This window comes from bacterium (assembly GCA_008933615.1).
Taxonomy (GTDB): Bacteria; CLD3; CLD3; order SB21; family SB21; genus SB21.
In genome coordinates, this window is sequence record WBUR01000012.1 from 55,665 (window position 1) to 73,060 (window position 17,396).

General features: G+C 45.2%; 18 protein-coding genes and 1 pseudogene. 1 reads left to right on the forward strand and 18 read right to left on the reverse strand.

Features of this window, described 5'->3' with window-relative positions:
* Window position 1: 1 nt before the first annotated feature.
* The 12 genes from F9K33_06160 to F9K33_06215 form a co-directional block, all read right to left on the reverse strand.
* Window positions 2–595: a TlpA family protein disulfide reductase gene (locus tag F9K33_06160; protein KAB2880227.1), complete on the reverse strand. Its 594-nt coding sequence runs from the start codon at window positions 593–595 to the stop codon at window positions 2–4.
* The gene (locus tag F9K33_06165; GenBank protein ID KAB2880228.1) at window positions 522–1,142 is read right to left on the reverse strand and encodes a hypothetical protein; all 621 of its coding nucleotides are present in this window, start codon (window positions 1,140–1,142) and stop codon (window positions 522–524) included. Before F9K33_06165 ends, F9K33_06160 begins: the two co-directional genes overlap by 74 nt.
* A gap of 63 nt (window positions 1,143–1,205) precedes the next feature.
* Window positions 1,206–2,954 (reverse strand): amino acid permease, encoded by a 1,749-nt coding sequence (locus F9K33_06170; protein KAB2880229.1) that lies wholly within the window; start codon window positions 2,952–2,954, stop codon window positions 1,206–1,208.
* A 281-nt stretch (window positions 2,955–3,235) separates the two neighbouring features.
* Window positions 3,236–3,748, reverse strand: coding sequence for a hypothetical protein (locus F9K33_06175; protein ID KAB2880230.1), 513 nt, complete (start codon window positions 3,746–3,748; stop codon window positions 3,236–3,238).
* Window positions 3,749–3,951: 203 nt separating this feature from the next.
* Window positions 3,952–4,608: a hexitol phosphatase HxpB gene (gene hxpB / locus F9K33_06180; GenBank protein ID KAB2880231.1), complete on the reverse strand. Its 657-nt coding sequence runs from the start codon at window positions 4,606–4,608 to the stop codon at window positions 3,952–3,954.
* The gene (locus F9K33_06185; GenBank protein KAB2880232.1) at window positions 4,605–5,264 is read right to left on the reverse strand and encodes a DNA alkylation repair protein; all 660 of its coding nucleotides are present in this window, start codon (window positions 5,262–5,264) and stop codon (window positions 4,605–4,607) included. Before F9K33_06185 ends, hxpB begins: the two co-directional genes overlap by 4 nt.
* Before the next feature lie 14 nt (window positions 5,265–5,278).
* A complete protein-coding gene (locus F9K33_06190; GenBank protein KAB2880233.1) occupies window positions 5,279–5,812 on the reverse strand; it encodes a DinB family protein in 534 nt (177 codons plus the stop codon).
* Window positions 5,813–5,867: 55 nt separating this feature from the next.
* Entirely contained in the window at window positions 5,868–7,085 is a 1,218-nt protein-coding gene (locus F9K33_06195) for a sodium:proton exchanger (GenBank protein ID KAB2880234.1), read from the reverse strand.
* Window positions 7,078–8,610, reverse strand: a complete 1,533-nt coding sequence (locus F9K33_06200; GenBank protein KAB2880235.1) for a GNAT family N-acetyltransferase — start codon at window positions 8,608–8,610, stop codon at window positions 7,078–7,080. The genes F9K33_06195 and F9K33_06200 overlap by 8 nt, the downstream gene beginning before the upstream one ends.
* Window positions 8,611–8,702: 92 nt before the next feature.
* The gene (locus F9K33_06205; protein ID KAB2880236.1) at window positions 8,703–9,731 is read right to left on the reverse strand and encodes a zinc-dependent alcohol dehydrogenase family protein; all 1,029 of its coding nucleotides are present in this window, start codon (window positions 9,729–9,731) and stop codon (window positions 8,703–8,705) included.
* A gap of 109 nt (window positions 9,732–9,840) precedes the next feature.
* A complete protein-coding gene (locus F9K33_06210) occupies window positions 9,841–10,386 on the reverse strand; it encodes an isoprenylcysteine carboxylmethyltransferase family protein (protein KAB2880237.1) in 546 nt (181 codons plus the stop codon).
* Between the two features lie 28 nt (window positions 10,387–10,414).
* Window positions 10,415–10,849: a DUF2569 domain-containing protein gene (locus tag F9K33_06215; GenBank protein KAB2880238.1), complete on the reverse strand. Its 435-nt coding sequence runs from the start codon at window positions 10,847–10,849 to the stop codon at window positions 10,415–10,417.
* Window positions 10,850–11,056: 207 nt separating this feature from the next.
* On the opposite strand from F9K33_06215, the gene F9K33_06220 reads away from it, so the two are divergent.
* Complete coding sequence (locus F9K33_06220; GenBank protein KAB2880239.1) at window positions 11,057–12,484, forward strand: SDR family oxidoreductase; 1,428 nt, start codon at window positions 11,057–11,059, stop codon at window positions 12,482–12,484.
* 7 nt (window positions 12,485–12,491) lie between these two features.
* Here F9K33_06220 and F9K33_06225 read toward each other — a convergent pair whose 3' ends face one another.
* The 6 genes and pseudogenes from F9K33_06225 to F9K33_06250 form a co-directional block, all read right to left on the reverse strand.
* Window positions 12,492–13,685, reverse strand: a complete 1,194-nt coding sequence (locus F9K33_06225; GenBank protein KAB2880240.1) for an alpha/beta hydrolase — start codon at window positions 13,683–13,685, stop codon at window positions 12,492–12,494.
* Window positions 13,682–13,975 carry a DUF1330 domain-containing protein gene (locus F9K33_06230; GenBank protein ID KAB2880241.1) on the reverse strand — a complete coding sequence of 98 codons (294 nt, stop codon included), beginning with the start codon at window positions 13,973–13,975 and terminating at the stop codon, window positions 13,682–13,684. The genes F9K33_06225 and F9K33_06230 overlap by 4 nt, the downstream gene beginning before the upstream one ends.
* A gap of 135 nt (window positions 13,976–14,110) precedes the next feature.
* A complete protein-coding gene (locus F9K33_06235; protein KAB2880242.1) occupies window positions 14,111–14,407 on the reverse strand; it encodes a MoaD/ThiS family protein in 297 nt (98 codons plus the stop codon).
* On the reverse strand, window positions 14,404–15,519 hold the full coding sequence (locus F9K33_06240) for an exo-alpha-sialidase (protein ID KAB2880243.1): 1,116 nt from the start codon (window positions 15,517–15,519) through the stop codon (window positions 14,404–14,406). Before F9K33_06240 ends, F9K33_06235 begins: the two co-directional genes overlap by 4 nt.
* A gap of 169 nt (window positions 15,520–15,688) precedes the next feature.
* Window positions 15,689–15,997 (reverse strand): annotated as a pseudogene (locus F9K33_06245) (hypothetical protein).
* A gap of 264 nt (window positions 15,998–16,261) precedes the next feature.
* Window positions 16,262–17,362, reverse strand: a complete 1,101-nt coding sequence (locus tag F9K33_06250) for a serine/threonine-protein phosphatase (GenBank protein KAB2880244.1) — start codon at window positions 17,360–17,362, stop codon at window positions 16,262–16,264.
* Between the last annotated feature and the right edge of the window lie 34 nt (window positions 17,363–17,396).

Below are 17,396 nucleotides of genomic sequence, written 5' to 3' on the forward strand. Positions count from 1 at the left end.
TTTAATTCCTTTCAATGATGGATTGTATCAGGGATTGAAGTTCCTCTAACGAAAATTTCTTCTCATAGAAAACCCGTATATTTTTCTTCGAGTTGACGATCAACGTTGCAGGAATCGCACCGGACCACTCCGGACTGACCTTATCTATGTAGGAATTGGCATCGGGTTCGTCCAGCAAAACAACGGCCGATCGGATATTTTTTTTCTTCACGAACGGAATCACTTTTTTTTCAAGTTCCGATTTAAAATCCAGGCTGATCAAAACCACTTGCAATTTTTCGTTCTTATATGTTTCATTCACCGTTTCAAAATGCGGTAATTCTTCCACGCATGGACTGCACCATGTGGCCCAGAAATTGAACACATACGTGGTGTCGTTCTGTTTATTTAACGATGTAACAAGTTCCTGAAAAGAAACTACATGTACATTCTGCGCATGAGCATGGGATGCCAGAAATAAAACACTAAAAATTACTACGATTGGCTTTATACTAATTATCTCTTCTTTTAAGGATTGGTATTTAATTAAGATCTCTGATACAACGAATAGAAAATCCATATTGTGGATGTTGAGGAGCCCTTCGCAAAGTGTCATGTTTGGCACTGACTGTCCTTGACCAAACAAAGTGAGAATCCACCTGCGTCGATGACCAAAAAACGGCCGTCAAACCAAATCGATTGTCGAATCCATTTTCATTCCAATATCCTGCCGGCCTGGCAGAAAAGCCTGTTTCATTGGTAGCGTTCTTGTCGGTGTGCCAATATAAGCTATCTTTCAGTTTCGCTGCTCCAAGGTCACCCAAGTACTCTCCAAGTATTTTCCATTCATCATCGGTGGGCAAATGCCAACCTTTCGGAACAACTCGAATGGCCGTGTGCCAATCATATAAACGGCCGTAAATCCTCACATTAATTGAATCGTTGTTAGGCAGATAAGATACGGCGGGCTCTCCGTCGCAGGTTCGTGTAACGCGAAGATTTTCAGTCATCCAAACCTGTGTACCAATTTGCGCAGTATGGTAACGATTGCCATCTATGTCGACTGCCAATCCACTGCTGTTTCCGGATTGCCCACAAGCCGGGGCAAACGAAGTGAAAATAAGTAAGAATACGAGAGCTAACGTCGCACATGAATTTGACATAAATTCATCTCTAGAAGTGTAAAAACTGGTGTTCCGTATTACGTTGACCAAGGTAAAGTTGTTTCACCCGGTTTGAGTTAATTTATTTAGTTTGCTATTGCGATAACTAAACGAAAAATACACGACCAGGCCGATGGCAAGCCAAATTGAAAAACGAAACCAATTGGTCGTGCCCAATTCGGTCATTAGATAGAGACAACTGGTCAGGCCCAGAATGGGTATCAATGACAGTTTCTTTACATAGGCGGCAACAGATAATCCGCAGGATACCAAAATAAACAGAAGCATCGGAATTTTGTGTTTAAAAACGTCCCAACCGAATTCTTTTCCTGCAGGGTCCTGCATACTGAAGAATTGATTCCAGCCCTCACCATTATATTGATAAGACAAATAAATCCCAGTCGCCAACAACGCGGGAACGATATAACGGCTATTCACATACGGAATTTTAAATTTGGGTGTCGGAGCGGATTTTGAATTCTGCAAGACCAGGGAACCTCCGCAAACCAAGACAAACGCAAATAGCGTTCCGATACTTGTAAGGTCGGTCACCTCGGTAAGATTCATAAACAAAGCCGGAACAGCCACTACGAAGCCTGCTATGGCGGTAGAGAATGACGGCGTGTGAAATTTCGGATGAACTTTAGCAAAACGTTTTGGCAGGAGTCCGTCGCGGCTCATCACCATCCATATACGAGCCTGCCCGATCTGGAATACCAGGAACACGCTGGCCGTTGCGATCACCGCGCTGATTGCGACAACGCCGCTGAGCCAGTTTAATCCAACCTGTTTGAACACAAACGCCATCGGGTCGCCAACGGCTAATTCTGAATAATTGACCATGCCGGTCAGTGTCAATGAGATGATGATATACAATACCGTACATATGAGCAGAGAATAGATCATGCCGCGCGGCAGATCACGCTGTGGATTCTTGCATTCCTCCGCCGTAGTTGAGATCGCGTCAAAGCCAATGTATGCAAAGAAGACCGCCGACACGCCTTTCAAAACTCCCGTAACTCCATGGGGCGCAAATGGCGACCAGTTGTCCGGGTTGATGTAAAAAAATCCGACCGTGATGACGAGAAAAATAATTCCGAGCTTAATTCCCACCATAATATTACTCGCATTACGCGATTCCCGGATACCCACGTAGATCAGTAATGAGATCAGCAATGTAATAAGGAGAGCCGGAACGTCCGCAACAATATGAAGCGGGCCGAGGACGGGCGCTTTTTCCCATGCATGGTATGCGCTCGCCAGCGAATACGGTATGTCGGATATGACCTGGCCTTGCGCGAGCATATGAACTACCTGATCGTGTCCTCTTAGCGCGCTCAAGAAATCCATGGTAATGTATTCCGGAAGCACCCATCCGATTCCTGCCAAAAATCCGGTGAAATAGTCCGACCACGAGATTGCAACTGCGATATTGCCGATCGCATATTCCATCAAAAGATCCCAGCCTATGATCCACGCAATCAATTCTCCAAAAGACGCATATGCGTAAGTATATGCGCTTCCTGCGACGGGAATCATGGACGCAAATTCAGCATAACACATGGCAGAAAATCCGCACGCAATAGCGGTAAAAACAAAAAGCAAAGAAACTGCCGGGCCTCCGCTTGCTGCGGCGTTTCCTATCGTACTGAAAATTCCGGCACCGACTACCGCCGCAATTCCAAATGCAGTCAGATCGCGCACCGTAAGCGTTCGATTCAGCTTCGCGCCATGAGATTCTTCCAATAATCCTTTTTCCGCTTCATCCAGAATATGCTGCACCGATTTGGTGCGGAATAAATTTTTGAGCATCCTGATTCCGTTCGTTTTATGAACTTACGCTGTTAAAATTATTAACAAAGTTGAAATATAGAAATGCGTTTAAAAAAATATTGATGGGGACGGCAAAAAAGTTTAAGTAATTCGCCGTTTTATAGCAAGCAATTATTGAAATGGGTTAGAATTACGAGTTCTTTATTATGAAAAATTTCTGACTCGAGCTTCAGCCCTATGTTACGTGTTCAGAGAAGGGTGCTCTTCGGGCACCCATTCTCCTTACACGTTAACTGATCAAAAAAATTGATAACACGTTACTAAAAAGTCAAACGCAGACTGGCGCCGGGTCTGCCTTTATCCATCATGGTCATACCCACATCGAATCCTTGGGCTTTATTGTGGTTGCGTACACACTTGCGCGCATCAAATAATTGCCAGATGTAAACACCAACGCCGACAACGGCTGCGGAGGCGACTGCGGCCACTTCGCCATTGCTCAATTTCTTGATCTTGGTGGTGCGAACTTCATAATCGTCTCCTTCTATATCGGTGACAATGACCTTTCGCTCTGCGGCAATTCCGGTGACCACACCGGCGCAAATGGCTTCGGTAAATGCGATACCGATTCCCCGCCAGGTCTTACCGGCATAGATCTGCCCGAAACCGGGCGCGCCTAACGAAAGAATGACCCCCAGACGCTCGTCTTTTTGGATCTTCTGTTGGGCATTCGTCGACGACGAAACCGTGAAAAGGATAATCAATAATACCGACAACCAAATAAACGGGCGTTTGCGTTCCGGTCGTTGTTTTAATTCCCTGAAATCATGCATATATTTTTTCCTTTTATTAATTTAAATTAAATGCGCCTTTTATACGCGCCGCATCAAAAATGGTTTCATGTTTCTATTTAAGCGAATACAGCTATGGACATTTCATAAACGTATTTTCCAATTCGGACATATCACGCCCTGGAATCGGCATTTGACGTAATGAAATTCTAAAGTCGCTAACAAGGCTCTCGATAAGTCTAATTTTAGTCAATGATACTAATTACTTGTTCAGAAATTTCCTCCAATGATTTCAATTTCACATCGGCAATATCGTATTTCGTGTGATCCCACACGCAGTGTTCCGGAATACAAATCGTCTTCATACGAGCGGCTTTCGCTGCGATCAGTCCGTTAAACGAATCTTCTATAGCAAGGCAGGATGTGGGATCAACATTCAACAATTTGGCTGCAGTAAGATAAATCGCCGGATGCGGCTTGCCGTACATCTCGTTTTCCCCGGAATGAATTATTTCAAATTCGGAATGCAAATTGAACTTGCTCAAAACAGCATTAATCAAAACCATATCGGAAGAAGACGCCAGAGCAATTTTTATTTTTTTATTCTTAAAAAACCGAAGGGCGTATTTAACGCCGGAAATAAGTTCGCCGCGCTGATTCACCAAGTTAATAACGCCCATTACAATTTCATCCTGGACCTGTTTCAGCCGCATCCCGTTCCACGGACAGCGCCGGTACCAGTGTTGTACCACTTCATCAATTCGTAAGCCGATCGTTTGACGGCACATATCGTCGGTAATATCGATTCCTACTTTTTTAAAAACCACTTTCTCGGCAGCCTGCCAGAATGGTTCCGAATCGATCAAAATGCCGTCCATATCAAAGATCACGGCTTCAATCATGATAACGATTCTCGCAATTTTTTGTCCGCCAGAATTTCCATTGCGTGCGACGCCTTGAGTTTCTTATCGCCATGTTCGATATACACAGGCCCGATCTGCGAGGCAACGATCATCGCTTCCATATTCAGCAGTTTATTCCGCTGTCCTATTGCAATCAGCGCCTCGTACATCGCCTGCCGCGCCCGGTTTTCCATCAATTGAATTTCTTTTCCTATGGCGTGCAGATGCTGAATGAATTCGTCATCAGAAAGACTTTCCTTCTCATGTGCGATGTAAGACATTACAGTATACCCGCAACGCCTCACATATTCTTCGTTGGAATTGATCCATTGAAGCATCTTCAATTTTGCAAATGATGACAGCGCCACCACGTTACCAACAAACTCATCGGCAACTGCATAATAATGAATCCGCGTAATCCAATCGTCCATTAAGCTTTCGTTTATCGCATTCTGTTCGACGATCATCGTCGCGAGTATTTGCGCATCGATGTTATTCGATTTCCATAATTCCAGAGCTAAGCGCTGATCGGAACCTATTTTTTTTTTTAGTCTTTTGAATTGCGCAGTACTCACGCCGAAATAATTACCCGTCGCGCCGTGTAAAACGTAAGCCGCACGTAATTTCTCAGTCCCAACCCGTTCCAACGCTGCCATTGTTTCCTGAAACGTCACGGTTTGCCTTTCTTTGATGCAATGCGTCCCAATTCTGTGATGGCCGACAAGTGGTGGTCATCGTGCTCTGCCGTAAAATACACCATATCCACCACGCGCATCGGTCTTTGGATACGCGGATGAAGTGCGATGACCTGATGAGTTTCATCGTCGAGACTCTCAAGCCGGTGTATAAACCGGTTTCGCGACTCGCGAAAAGCCTTTAGTATGTTGTCTATGGTATTCCGGTTATGATTGGCATCGTGCGTTTTTCGATTCGTTCCGTCCCAGGCGCGCAGCGTCTTTGCGCGGAAAATAAAATCATCCACACGCCCGCTGTGGAGTTCGTCCAGATCGAGTAAATGTCCGGCATGTTCCTGAATTGACCAACCGTGTTCCGGCTTAACAGTCAGTATTCCTTTCGGCATTCCGCGCAACAATTCTTCCAATCGCGCCGGCGTGCCGCGGATACGTTCCATAAAATTAGGAAACATTCCTAAAGGATAACCCAACTCAAAATTTCGTTCGATCCATTTTATTCTTGTGATCATAATGCAGCCCGCAGCATTTTATTATTTTGAACTGACCTTTTTTCAGTGGCGTTATTTACATTATTTCCATTTCAACTGTTTTTTCTTTTTTGAAGGTCGCCAGACCCACCATCATCAACAGCGCCGTTGCAATGATGACAAAAAACAAGACCCCTTCATTGAAATTCTTCAATAAAAGCCATTCGGGAATACTGTAAAACAGGATAATGGTAATCAACCCTCTGGGCATCAAAAATAGTTCCGGGAATAGATTTCCTTTTAAAAAACTTTTCAAATACAGAAAACGTACCGCCAGCAAAACCAGAATGATGGCCGTTCCCATCATGACAACTTCGGGATGGGTCAAAGAAATAATGTCTATGGAGTAGCCAAACAAAATAAAAAAGAAGGTTCTTATCAGAAAAGCCGACTCGGCAGTAATGGAACGCATTTGTTCCAACAAGCCGGGTAATATGGATAAGTCGACATGTTTTGTAACGATAGCCGGGACAGAGGAAAAGTTATTAATCAAAATCCCAAAGACTAGAATAAGCAGTAGTGAAGGCAGATGATATATTTTTCCTATCCCATACAACATCAACAGCAGCGCAAAAATCATAAAAAACTTAATATGCGTTTTGATCCGCGCAAGCGTAAAGAAAAGCAAAAATGAAGCAACAAGAGAAATGAGAATCACTAAAATCAAAGTGCCGCCAAACGTTACCAAAGAGCCGAGTTTAAGGACGCGCTCGGTGATGAGAAAGTTAAATAGCATAATACCGATGATGTCGGAAAAAGAAGCCTCGTATACTAGAAACTCTTTTTTATCAGGCGCCAAATGCACAACCGTCGGAATCACGATAGCGCTGCTGATGATAGAAAAAGGAATTGAGTACACCAGACAAATCCGAAAAGGCTGCTCCATCCAATAGTACAAAACACCGGCGAGTAAAAAACTCGATATAAACAAAATGAGTAATGCCGATAGGAATGAATTCCGAATGAGCGGCACACGTTCTTTGGTTAATTTTAAATCTAACGATGCTTCCAGAACGATCATGATCAGCCCGAGTGTGCCCAAAAACTCCACATACGGCCGTATTTTTTCCAGATAAATGCCTGTATACGCCGATGTTTGGCTCAAGGCAACTCCTGTGGCCATCAAAAGCAAAACGGATGGAATTTTTGACCATCGGCTGAATTGATCAAAGAGATACGAGGCTAGAACAAGCCCGCTCAGGATAATGATAGTTGTATTGGTATTAATGTCCACGAAACCCTGGTCGTTATTGATTTTTTAGATCTATGACCCGATATAGGTCAGTCCTGCGATCATGCCAATTCAGCACGCTGCCTGTTTGTCGGTTTTTCTTCAGCAGTTCCAGATCAACTTCATCCACAATGATCGTTTCCACATTCGGCGTCGCTTCGGATTGGATCGCATCGCGCGTAAACGGAATATCCGAAGGCGAAAATATGGCCGATTGTGCGTAATGCACGTCCAGATTTTTCACATCGGGAAGGTTTCCTACGCTGCCGGCGATAGCAACATACACATGGTTTTCAATGCAGCGCGCCTGGGCGCAGTAACGCACGCGAAGATAGCCATATCTCTCATCCGTGCAGAACGGAACAAAAATGATCTGCGCGCCTTGTTCTACAGCCATCCGGCTCAGTTCGGGAAATTCAATATCATAACATATCTGAATGGATATTTTCCCTTTGTCTGTATCAAATACTCTTAATTCATTTCCTGCCTTGACGCCCCACCACACCTTTTCATTCGGCGTGATATGCAGTTTGTACTGTTTGTCCAAAGTACCGTCTCTTCGAAAGAGATGAGATATATTATAAAGATCATCTCCTTCGACGGTAAAATGAGACCCTCCGATAATATTGATATTATATTTTATGGACAAACGATTGAACAGTTCGAGATAATTGGAAGTAAATTTCGCCAACTGGCGAATGGCTAAGGCCGGCCGGTCTGATGGAAGAAAAGATAACAGCTGGGTTGTAAACATTTCCGGAAATACTATAAAGTCCGATTTATAATCGGATGCGACGTCGACAAAATATTCAACTTGCCTGGCAAAATCATCGAAACCGTTTATCGACCTCATTTGATATTGCACGGCGCAAATTCTTACCGGCGCGACGCGAGCCCATTTAAGCGATTTGTGAGGAACGTAATCCAGATTGGTCCACTCCAAAAAAGTCGCAAATCCTCTTGACGCGGCATCGGACGTCATATAATTAGGGATCAATCTCTTCAACACGAACCCATTTGAAATTTGCGTGGTCAATACGGGGTCAATAAGTTTTTTATCAATGACTTTGTCTACATATTCACGCGCTTCCATTTGATCCGCATAATTATCGTACCCGGGTATGCGGCCGCCGATAACGATGCGCATCAGGTTAAACTCTCGCGCAACCTCTTTGCGGGCCTCGTATAGCCGTCGCGCCAATTTTAATCCCCGATATTCGGGGTCCACCATTATTTCTATCCCGTATAGCGTGTCTCCCTTGGAATCATGATTACGTATGAACCCTTCATCTGCAATTTCCCGCCAACTGTGCCATTCCGAATACAAATCAAAATTAAGGATGAGACTGCTTGATGAAGCGACGATCTTCGATTCATATTCTACGCAGATCTGACCTTGAGGAAAAACAGCCAATTGACTTTGAAACTGTTCCTGGCTCCACGGTTTCATACCCGGAAAACACTTCAGCTGCAGTTCCGTGACCTTCCCATAGTCTTCATAGGTAAGATTTCGTGTAACAATCTTTTTCTCAAAATCTTTTAAATACATAGGCATCCCTTGTAGATTATCGGATTATAAAGAACGATAGAGTATACGAATTTAGCGGTTTTGTTGAAAGAACTTTTAAATTAGCATACCTTTCAATGCATTCGAAGCACTTTCGCTCCGCGGGTATGTTTATATTTCAATTCAATCAAAGCGCGATTGGCGTCTTCAAGAGGAAATTCCAGGACCTCCGGCTTGATTAGAATTTCTGAGGCCAGTTGTAAAAATTCCGATACATCGTTTCGTGCCACATTTGCAACACTTTTGATTTCCTTTTCCATCCAAAGATGCCGCGCATAATCCAGCTGCAGCAAGCAATTTTTATCATCATGCTCCTTGCGGATTGCATTAATAACGAGCCGGCCGCCGGCTTTCAAATTCTTCATCGCTTCTACAACCGGTTTCCACGCAGGTGTGGAATCAATAACCGCGTTCATCATTTCCGGTGACGATTGCATTATATCGCCGGCCCATACGGCTCCTAGTTCAATTGCGAAATTACGCTCTTCCTCGCTTCGGGCAAAAACAAATATTTTTGATTCGGGAAACTGATGCTTCACGAGTTGGATCACAATATGCGCTGAAGCCCCGAATCCGGTCAGCCCCAGATTCTGGCCGTTTTTCAAGCCGGTCAAACGCAGTGAGCGGTATCCGATGGCGCCCGCGCAGAGCAGAGGCGCCGCTTCCGCATCGGAAAAAATGTCCGGGATCTTGTAGGCAAATTGTTCATCGACGGCCATATATTCCGCATAACCCCCGTCGGCGTCCCGGCCCGTCGCCCTAAAATGTTCACATAAGTTTTCTGTTCCGTTTGTGCAGAAAACACACTTCCCGCAGGTCGAAAAAATCCATGCGACACCAACACGATCCCCTATTTCGAAAAGAAAGGCATTTTTCCCTTTTTGCTCAATCCGGCCAATAACCTGATGCCCGGGAATTACCGGGAAACGCGTGGGAGGCGTTCTTCCTTCGATTTCATCCAGTTCCGTATGACACACACCGCACACTGAAATCCGGATCAAAATTTCTTTATCTCCCGCCTGCGGCTGTGGAACGGCCGCCATCATTAATGGATTTGAATTTTCAATTAATGCGGCAGTCTTATTTAAAATCATCGCTTTCATGATTATTCAATCAAATAGGGTTTGGTTAATTTTCGTGCAGTATACACACCGAAATTAATGAAACGAACACTCCGGACTTGCAGTAACTCTTTCTGCGACGAACTCGCCTTCATTTGTTTTTTCTGAAAACCGGAAAAATAAAAGACGTTAATTTCTTGTATTCGGTATAAGTCGAGCCGAAGCGCGCTTCGAGTTCTTTTTCTTCAATCAGCTTGATGTACGCAGATGCTACCAAAATAAATATCAGGCACATCATGATTCCCGATGGAGAAGCCGCCCAGATCGCTAACCCGACGTAGGCAGTAAAAACACCAAGAATCATCGGGTTTCGACAGAAACGGTACGGCCCGGTAATGATCAGACTTTGTGTCGGCATAAATGGGGACGGCGTTCCACGCCCCAAAACGAATTGTGTCCACACCGTCCATAGTCCCATCCAGGCTCCCACTATCGTGCAAACAAGCCCAATTAATCCATTCCAATAACCCCAATGAAAAAGCGGCAGCTCACAAGACCGATCCGCCGTGATCGACGCAGAGAGGAACAAAACAGGAAGGAAGATGCAAAAAAATATCAGGGCCGGAATCACCAGCGTTAATCTTTGTTTCGGGCTGTATTCCTTTTGTGCCCAATGCTCGAATTGTTTCAATTTCATTTTGAAACCGCCGATCAGGATACCGATCTTATCGGATAAATGTACCTTTAGCCCGTTTGGAGATCATGAAATAGACAGTCCACAGCAGAAACCAAACCGCACCGATGGTAAATTCACCAATGCGAAATTTCGGCGCGGCGCCCGCTATCTCCGACGGCAACCATTGCGTGATCGTGCCGTTAACCGCCACAAAGAACATATTGAAAAGAAATAAAATAATGATGAGAATAGGCGCACTTTTTCTTCGTTGAAAAAAATACACCGGTACGACCAATGAGTACAGAAGAAATACTACGTTCAGAACCACTTCAAAAGCGGCGATCGATTCAGGAATACTTTGATACGCCGGAAAAGAAACGCTTAGGATTACGTACAAAATGCGAATGGGATTAAGAATGAGCATGATGGCAACGAGAATGAGAACGCCGCCGATCCGATCATAGGGAGTTTGGTTGGATTCCATAGCCTGCCTCCTTTAGAATAGAAAATAATCTCTATGGAAATAAATTTTTAAAATAACACCATTTACAGTAAATGTACATCTCTCATTTTCCGGAAGCAATAATTTAATTAAGCAGCCATGAAGGATGTCTGCGTTTACGTAATAATACGTATTGTAAGGAAGTTGTTTAATCGTTAACCATACTTGAAAAATAAACAGGTCTGAAAAATGAACATTCTTCTCTCCGGCGCAAACGGATACATCGGACGACGCCTGCTGACGACATTAGTCGAAAAAGGACACAGAGTGTATTGTGCGGTTCGAGATCCGGCGAGACTTCATATACCGCATTCCATTCGGGATAAAGTTGAGGTTGTCGTCTGCGACATGACTGTACGCGAAACATTCGACAACCTGCCGCAATGGATCGACGCCGCCTATTATCTCGTTCACTCCATGGCGCAATCCGACGGCCATTTTGGAGATCTGGAGAAGGTTTGCGCGGAAAACTTTGCCAACTGGGTCCGGACAAGCCATGCGCGCCAGATTATTTATCTCGGCGGTATTGCAAATGATCCGAGTTTGTCGCATCATCTGTCTTCCCGTGTCGGCGTGGAATCTATACTGCGCTCATCCGGCGTCCCGCTTACTGTGCTGCGCGCAGCCATTATTATCGGATCCGGAAGCGCTTCGTTTGAGATTATCCGCGACCTAGTTGAAAAACTACCTATCATGATCACGCCGAAATGGCTTCGTTCACGCTGTCAACCGATCGCCATCCGCGACGTGGTACGTTATCTCAACTCCGTTCTCCATCATCCGCTCGCCTATGATAAGGTGTTTGACATCGGCGGTCCGGACATTCTAAGCTACAAGGAAATGCTGATGCAGTTTGCCAAAGTTCGCGGTTATCGACGTTATATCATTACCATTCCGGTTCTGACCCCTCGCTTATCATCATACTGGCTATATTTTGTAACCGCCACGTCATTTCCCCTTGCTAAAGCGCTTGTTGACAGCATGAAAAACGAAGTCGTATGCGCCGTTGGAAATATTACTGAGCTGGACGCAACGCCCTGTATATCGTTTGATGAATCCATACGGCGCGCATTTACACGAATCGAGCAAAACGAAGTTATTTCAAGCTGGACCGATGCTCTGTCCAATTCACGATTTGAACCTGAATTTAAGGAATATATTCAGATTCCTGAATTTGGCTGCCTCTCAGATGAACGAGTAATTTCGGTTGCGAACGTTCTACAGGCCGTTGAAAATATTTGGCAGATCGGAGGAAAGCGCGGGTGGTATTACATGAATTTTTTGTGGGTAATCCGCGGCATGATTGATAAGATATTTGGCGGCGTCGGATTGCGGCGCGGTCGGCGCCATCCGTCAGAGATTCAAACGGGCGATACGCTGGATTTTTGGCGCGTCATATTGGCCGATAAAGTTTCGCGGCGCTTACTTTTGTATGCAGAAATGAAACTGCCGGGAGAGGCGTGGCTTGAGTTCCGATTTGAGGGCGAGACGCTTATTCAAAAAGCGACCTTTCGTCCGAGAGGACTATTGGGAAGATTGTATTGGTACGGAATTTATCCACTGCACGTGATGGTATTCCGGGGAATGCTGAAGCGAATTGTAACCTATCGGCCCTAACCGATACTCAAATTTTTTTACCCATTTTTATTTTTATTTTCTCTAAATGCTTTTGGTATATCGCCAGGTTAGGATCGGAAATTTTTTTTCCTTGAAGACATGCCCGTTCACAGTTTTTCAAAGCCAGCTCCATCTCGTCAAAAGCTTCATACGCATCCGCCATGCTGTCATACACATTAGCCGATTCCGGATGACTGCTGATATTAAATTGAAATACTTTGATTGCTTCCGCCGTCTGCAGGTTTCCTAAAAGCACATAACCGAGAGAGTTAATAATTCGCTCCGACGGTTCGACCTTGTAGCCGAACCGTGCCGATAATCCGGCATAATGCTGCTCCAAACCAGCGAGCCCTTTGAATGCTGCCGACAACGGATAGGACCATCCGGTGTACATCCATTCAAGCCCGTCATAAATCGATCTGTGCGGAGTAGTGCCGTGATTTTCTTTATCCATCGATTGGTATTTCCACGAAAACCCCGGAGGCGCATTCCTTTCCAATACCGTAACAAAACTGTCCATAGGGCTCTGCATCTGAATTCCTTCATTTCCCAGCGCGACATATAACATTTTTTTGAAATCACGATGCGATCTCAAAAACGACTCGGCGTGCTTGACCTCTTCCCACTTATTCCACCATAACGAAGGACTAACGGCGATGTAAGCATCGAATACGTCCGGTTTGTTTAACATGGTATGAATGGCAAAGAGGCCGCCGAACGAATGCCCGATAAGGATCTCAAATGGATCGGTCCTGTATTTTTTTTGAACAAATGGTTTCAGTTCGTCGGTAAGGAATTGCAAAAATTGATCCGAACCGCCTGCCGTAGGCTGTTGCTTGTCTGACGAATCCGGTTTAGGCGTAAGGTCACGCGTTCGATCGGTATTATGTATTCCAACAACGACCATATCCGGCATAACCCCTTGTTGCGCAAGAAAGCGTACGATACCGGTTACGTGATGAAAATGATCGGGGCCGTCCAATAGATAGACAACGGAATATTTCGTCTGAGTCAGTTTGTAATCCGGCGGGACATAAACCGTAATGCTCCTGTCTTCATTCAATACTTTCGAATGAATCTTAGCGGTCTCACCGATTACGATCTTATTGTTCTGAGCAGAAATGTTTCCGTCATTAAGAAACTGGATTATGAGCAAAACCAATAATCTTTTTACGGTTAATGTTCCGTATTTGATACTCATGGATGAAAACCCTCAACTACTATCATTTTTGTTTTCGCCGTTCGTTGTCGAATAGCCTTAGCATCGGCATATTCAGGAGAACTCCACCATTGTTTTGCGCTTTCCACGTCTGAAAACTCAAGAACGACTATCCGTCCGTGAGTCCAATCGCCTTCGAGCGTTTCCGTTGCGCCGCCTCGTACAATAAATCTTCCGCCGTATGCTGCAATGGTTGCAGGTGTAAGTTTCTTATACTCTTCATACTCTTTCGGATCGGTGATCTCAATGTCTACAATGACGTAAGCGGACATGGCTAATTCCTTTCAATGAAGATTCGGCTATACAGTGTGTAAAATTACTTTAGTAAATCCTATGACCCATATTGGGCATTCTGATAGCTTGCGAACTTGGGGGTTCTAACAAGTATTACTATTTTAATTAAATTGTTATCCTCCGGCCATCGCTCCGACAATCAGGAAAGGTTCATCACCCTTCACCACTGCATCGGGCAGGGCGGCATCGGGCGAGTTGTGGGATAAGTCTTCGCCGCAAGCAAAGAACCTGACGAACGGCCTACGCTTTAGCGTGGAATGGTCCCGGATCGTACCGCGCAACACAGGATACAACGACTCTAGCGTATCCAATATTGAACGCTGCGTGCAAGGTTCTTTGACATCGATCTCGATCTCTCGCGGAATATTCGCAAGATTACCGAGATGGTATGGGATCATTATGCGCATCATTTCAATGTTTGCACCTCCACACTCAACACGGAAGGGAGATTCTCGGCAATGGCAAACCAGGAATCTCCGGAATTAGCCGAAGCGTAAACCTGGCCGCCGGTAGTACCGAAATAAATTCCGCATTTATCCATGGAATCAACCGACATCGCATCGCGCAGAATATTGACGTAACAATTTTTTTGCGGCAGTCCTTTGGTGAGCGCCTGCCATTTATTGCCGCCCGTCTTGCTGCGATATACGCGCAGTTTCCCGTCGGGGGGGAAATGTTCGGAATCACTTTTGATCGGCACAACATAAATGGTTTCGGGCTCATGCGCGTGCACCGCAATGGGAAATCCGAAATCGGTGGGCAGATTCCCGCTAATCTCGCGCCACTCCTCTCCGGCGTTGTCCGTACGCATCACATCCCAGTGTTTCTGCATAAAAATGACGTCGGGTCTCGAGTGATGCATGGCAATATTATGTACGCAGTGCCCGACTTCCGCCGCAGGATCGGGAAGTTCATACAGCGATTTCAATCCGTTGTTGATCGGTTTCCACGTTTGTCCTCCGTCGTCGGTGCGGAAGGCGCCGGCAGCCGAGATGGCGATGAACATGCGTTTAGGATTGTTTGGATCAAGGAGGATCGTATGTAAGCCCATGCCGCCCGCGCCTGGCTGCCAAAGATGGCCTTTCGCATTGCGAAGGCCGGGCAGTTCTTCCCACGATTTCCCGCCGTCCGTGGATCTGAACAGCGCCGCATCTTCGACGCCGGCATATACCGTGTCCACATCGGTAAACGACGGTTCCAGATGCCAGACGCGCTTGAATTCCCATGGATGCTGCGTGCCGTCGTACCATTGGTGCGTTCCGGGTGTACCGTCATACTTGAATTCATTCCCGACCGCGTCCCAGGTTTTTCCGCCATTGTCGGAGCGCTGAATCACCTGGCCGAACCAACCGCTGGTCTGTGACGCGTAGATCCGATTGGGATTCATCGGTGATCCTTTCATATGGTAGATCTCCCAACCGGCAAAAAAAGGGCCTTTGATGTTCCATTTTTTTCGTTTGCCGTCCGAGGTTAGAATAAAAGCGCCTTTTTTTGTTCCGACGAGAACGCGTACTTTCTTCATACTCGATCCTCCGCTAAATAATTGAAGCCCGTACTTCTACACCATGACCTAAAGGTGTACCGTTGAGCCTAGTAATTTCAAAAATGAATTTTCAGGAAATTTCGTTAAAATAGAATAAATACTTTATTTTGTCAAGCAAGCGTATCGATAAAGAAAAAATGATATGCGCTTATTCAAGCCATTCAAAAAGATATATGGAATCATATTCGACGTTGAATTTTTCAAGAAGTTTCTTGTATTCTACTTTGAATGTGGTTTTTGAATGATGTTTCTCCTGGTTCTTGATATAGGAAATAACCCTATCAAGATGTGAATATGGTCGCGCATGCCGTTGATGGCGATCAGTTTTTGGGCTTTATTTCTAATAATGCCTGCTATGTATTTGTATAATTCCGTTTTGTGAATATTCGGAATGATGTTTTGGCGGCCTTTGACGGAAAAAACAATGTACGTAAATTTGGCTGTACGTGTTAGCCATACATTTCACTCCTACGGAGCTAAATTTTGTTTATGTAATTATTTCTATAAATATTTCGTCCCTACGGGACGAATACTTGACGTTTTGCATATTAGCACCGGCGGGGCGCAATTTGTATAGATAAATGAACATCATTAATTCAAAAAACCCCGGCGGGGCGACATTGCGTATGCATAAAATTAAAAAACCATTCTCGCAAAAAAATGATAGATCAAGCAGGTTCATTAGTTTTAAAAAATCGGCGCTTTCACATGGCTATCCTCATCACAACCGCTTCACGATCAACAACGACAGATCATCATTTGCTCTTGCATCGCCCACAAAACGGCCAAGTTGGTTTGTTACCGTTTCCCCGATATGCTGCGCATCGAAATGGCCGATCTGTGACAACAGTTTTGTGAGACGTTCCGTTCCGTAAAATTCACCTGCTTCATTGCACCCTTCTGTCAGCCCGTCGGAATACGCAAATAAAACCTCGCCGCGTTGCAGTTCGATTGTCTGTTCAGAATAATCTGTTTTATTGGATAACCCAAGCGCGAGTTCGCCTCTTGATAATTCCTTGACCCCTTGAGCGGAAATGACCAGCGGCGGCATGTGCCCTGCATTTACGAATCGTATCTGATTCTCTTCGGGTTTGATTTCGATGTATAACAGCGAAGCAAAAATACTCGGAAGACTATCGCGATGAAAAATCGCGTTGACCTTGGAACAAAATGCCGATAATGAATCGTGATCGGATGCGAGCGCACGTACGGTAGCCTGAAGCTTTGCAGTAAGCAATGCCGCGCGAAGGCCTTTGCCCGCTACATCCGCCATGATTAGGCCGGCGCGTTCCGGACTGATGCGAAGAAAATCAACCAGATCGCCGCCCACTTCATTAGCCGGCCGCGTATAGAGCCATAGCGACCATCCGGAAACCTGCGGGCAGCGTTCCGGTGCAAGCGCTTGCTGGACCTTACGTCCGGATTCCAGTTCGCTGTGCGCCAGCAGTTTATCCTTTAATTCAAGCAACAGCACGAACAAGATCAAAATTCCGCCAAGCAAATTATTATCGTTGATCCTTGCGTTCCCGAGCTGAATGGCAAAGCCCGCATTGGTAAAGAATATACCGAGCAGGAGCAACAGGCGCCTGGTTGGCGTAAGTTTGAAGAACATGCTTTTCAGCAGCCACCATACAAAGAAAATCCAGCGTTTGATCACATTCATTTCAACCAGTCTGGATTTTTTTTCGGTATCAATATAGAAATCGCGCAATTCACGATACTCCCGCCGGATATTGTCAAAGTGCCCGCCGGATTGAACGTCGTGACGGATCGTATTGAATATCCCGGGATCGTTTTTTTTAGTGGAATTTTCGTTAGACATGGCGTACGGTTTTGGTTTCTTAAATTTCAGCAAA

Excerpts from the sequence above, each read along its gene's own strand:
- F9K33_06160 (KAB2880227.1), bottom strand. The coding sequence starts at position 595 with ATGACACTTTGCGAAGGGCTCCTCAACATCCACAATATGGATTTTCTA.
- F9K33_06165 (KAB2880228.1), bottom strand. The coding sequence starts at position 1,142 with ATGTCAAATTCATGTGCGACGTTAGCTCTCGTATTCTTACTTATTTTC.
- F9K33_06170 (KAB2880229.1), bottom strand. The coding sequence starts at position 2,954 with ATGCTCAAAAATTTATTCCGCACCAAATCGGTGCAGCATATTCTGGAT.
- F9K33_06175 (KAB2880230.1), bottom strand. The coding sequence starts at position 3,748 with ATGCATGATTTCAGGGAATTAAAACAACGACCGGAACGCAAACGCCCG.
- hxpB (KAB2880231.1), bottom strand. The coding sequence starts at position 4,608 with ATGATTGAAGCCGTGATCTTTGATATGGACGGCATTTTGATCGATTCG.
- F9K33_06185 (KAB2880232.1), bottom strand. The coding sequence starts at position 5,264 with ATGGCAGCGTTGGAACGGGTTGGGACTGAGAAATTACGTGCGGCTTAC.
- F9K33_06190 (KAB2880233.1), bottom strand. The coding sequence starts at position 5,812 with ATGATCACAAGAATAAAATGGATCGAACGAAATTTTGAGTTGGGTTAT.
- F9K33_06200 (KAB2880235.1), bottom strand. The coding sequence starts at position 8,610 with ATGTATTTAAAAGATTTTGAGAAAAAGATTGTTACACGAAATCTTACC.
- F9K33_06205 (KAB2880236.1), bottom strand. The coding sequence starts at position 9,731 with ATGAAAGCGATGATTTTAAATAAGACTGCCGCATTAATTGAAAATTCA.
- F9K33_06210 (KAB2880237.1), bottom strand. The coding sequence starts at position 10,386 with ATGAAATTGAAACAATTCGAGCATTGGGCACAAAAGGAATACAGCCCG.
- F9K33_06215 (KAB2880238.1), bottom strand. The coding sequence starts at position 10,849 with ATGGAATCCAACCAAACTCCCTATGATCGGATCGGCGGCGTTCTCATT.
- F9K33_06220 (KAB2880239.1), top strand. The coding sequence starts at position 11,057 with ATGAACATTCTTCTCTCCGGCGCAAACGGATACATCGGACGACGCCTG.
- F9K33_06225 (KAB2880240.1), bottom strand. The coding sequence starts at position 13,685 with ATGAGTATCAAATACGGAACATTAACCGTAAAAAGATTATTGGTTTTG.
- F9K33_06230 (KAB2880241.1), bottom strand. The coding sequence starts at position 13,975 with ATGTCCGCTTACGTCATTGTAGACATTGAGATCACCGATCCGAAAGAG.
- F9K33_06235 (KAB2880242.1), bottom strand. The coding sequence starts at position 14,407 with ATGATGCGCATAATGATCCCATACCATCTCGGTAATCTTGCGAATATT.
- F9K33_06240 (KAB2880243.1), bottom strand. The coding sequence starts at position 15,519 with ATGAAGAAAGTACGCGTTCTCGTCGGAACAAAAAAAGGCGCTTTTATT.
- F9K33_06250 (KAB2880244.1), bottom strand. The coding sequence starts at position 17,362 with ATGTCTAACGAAAATTCCACTAAAAAAAACGATCCCGGGATATTCAAT.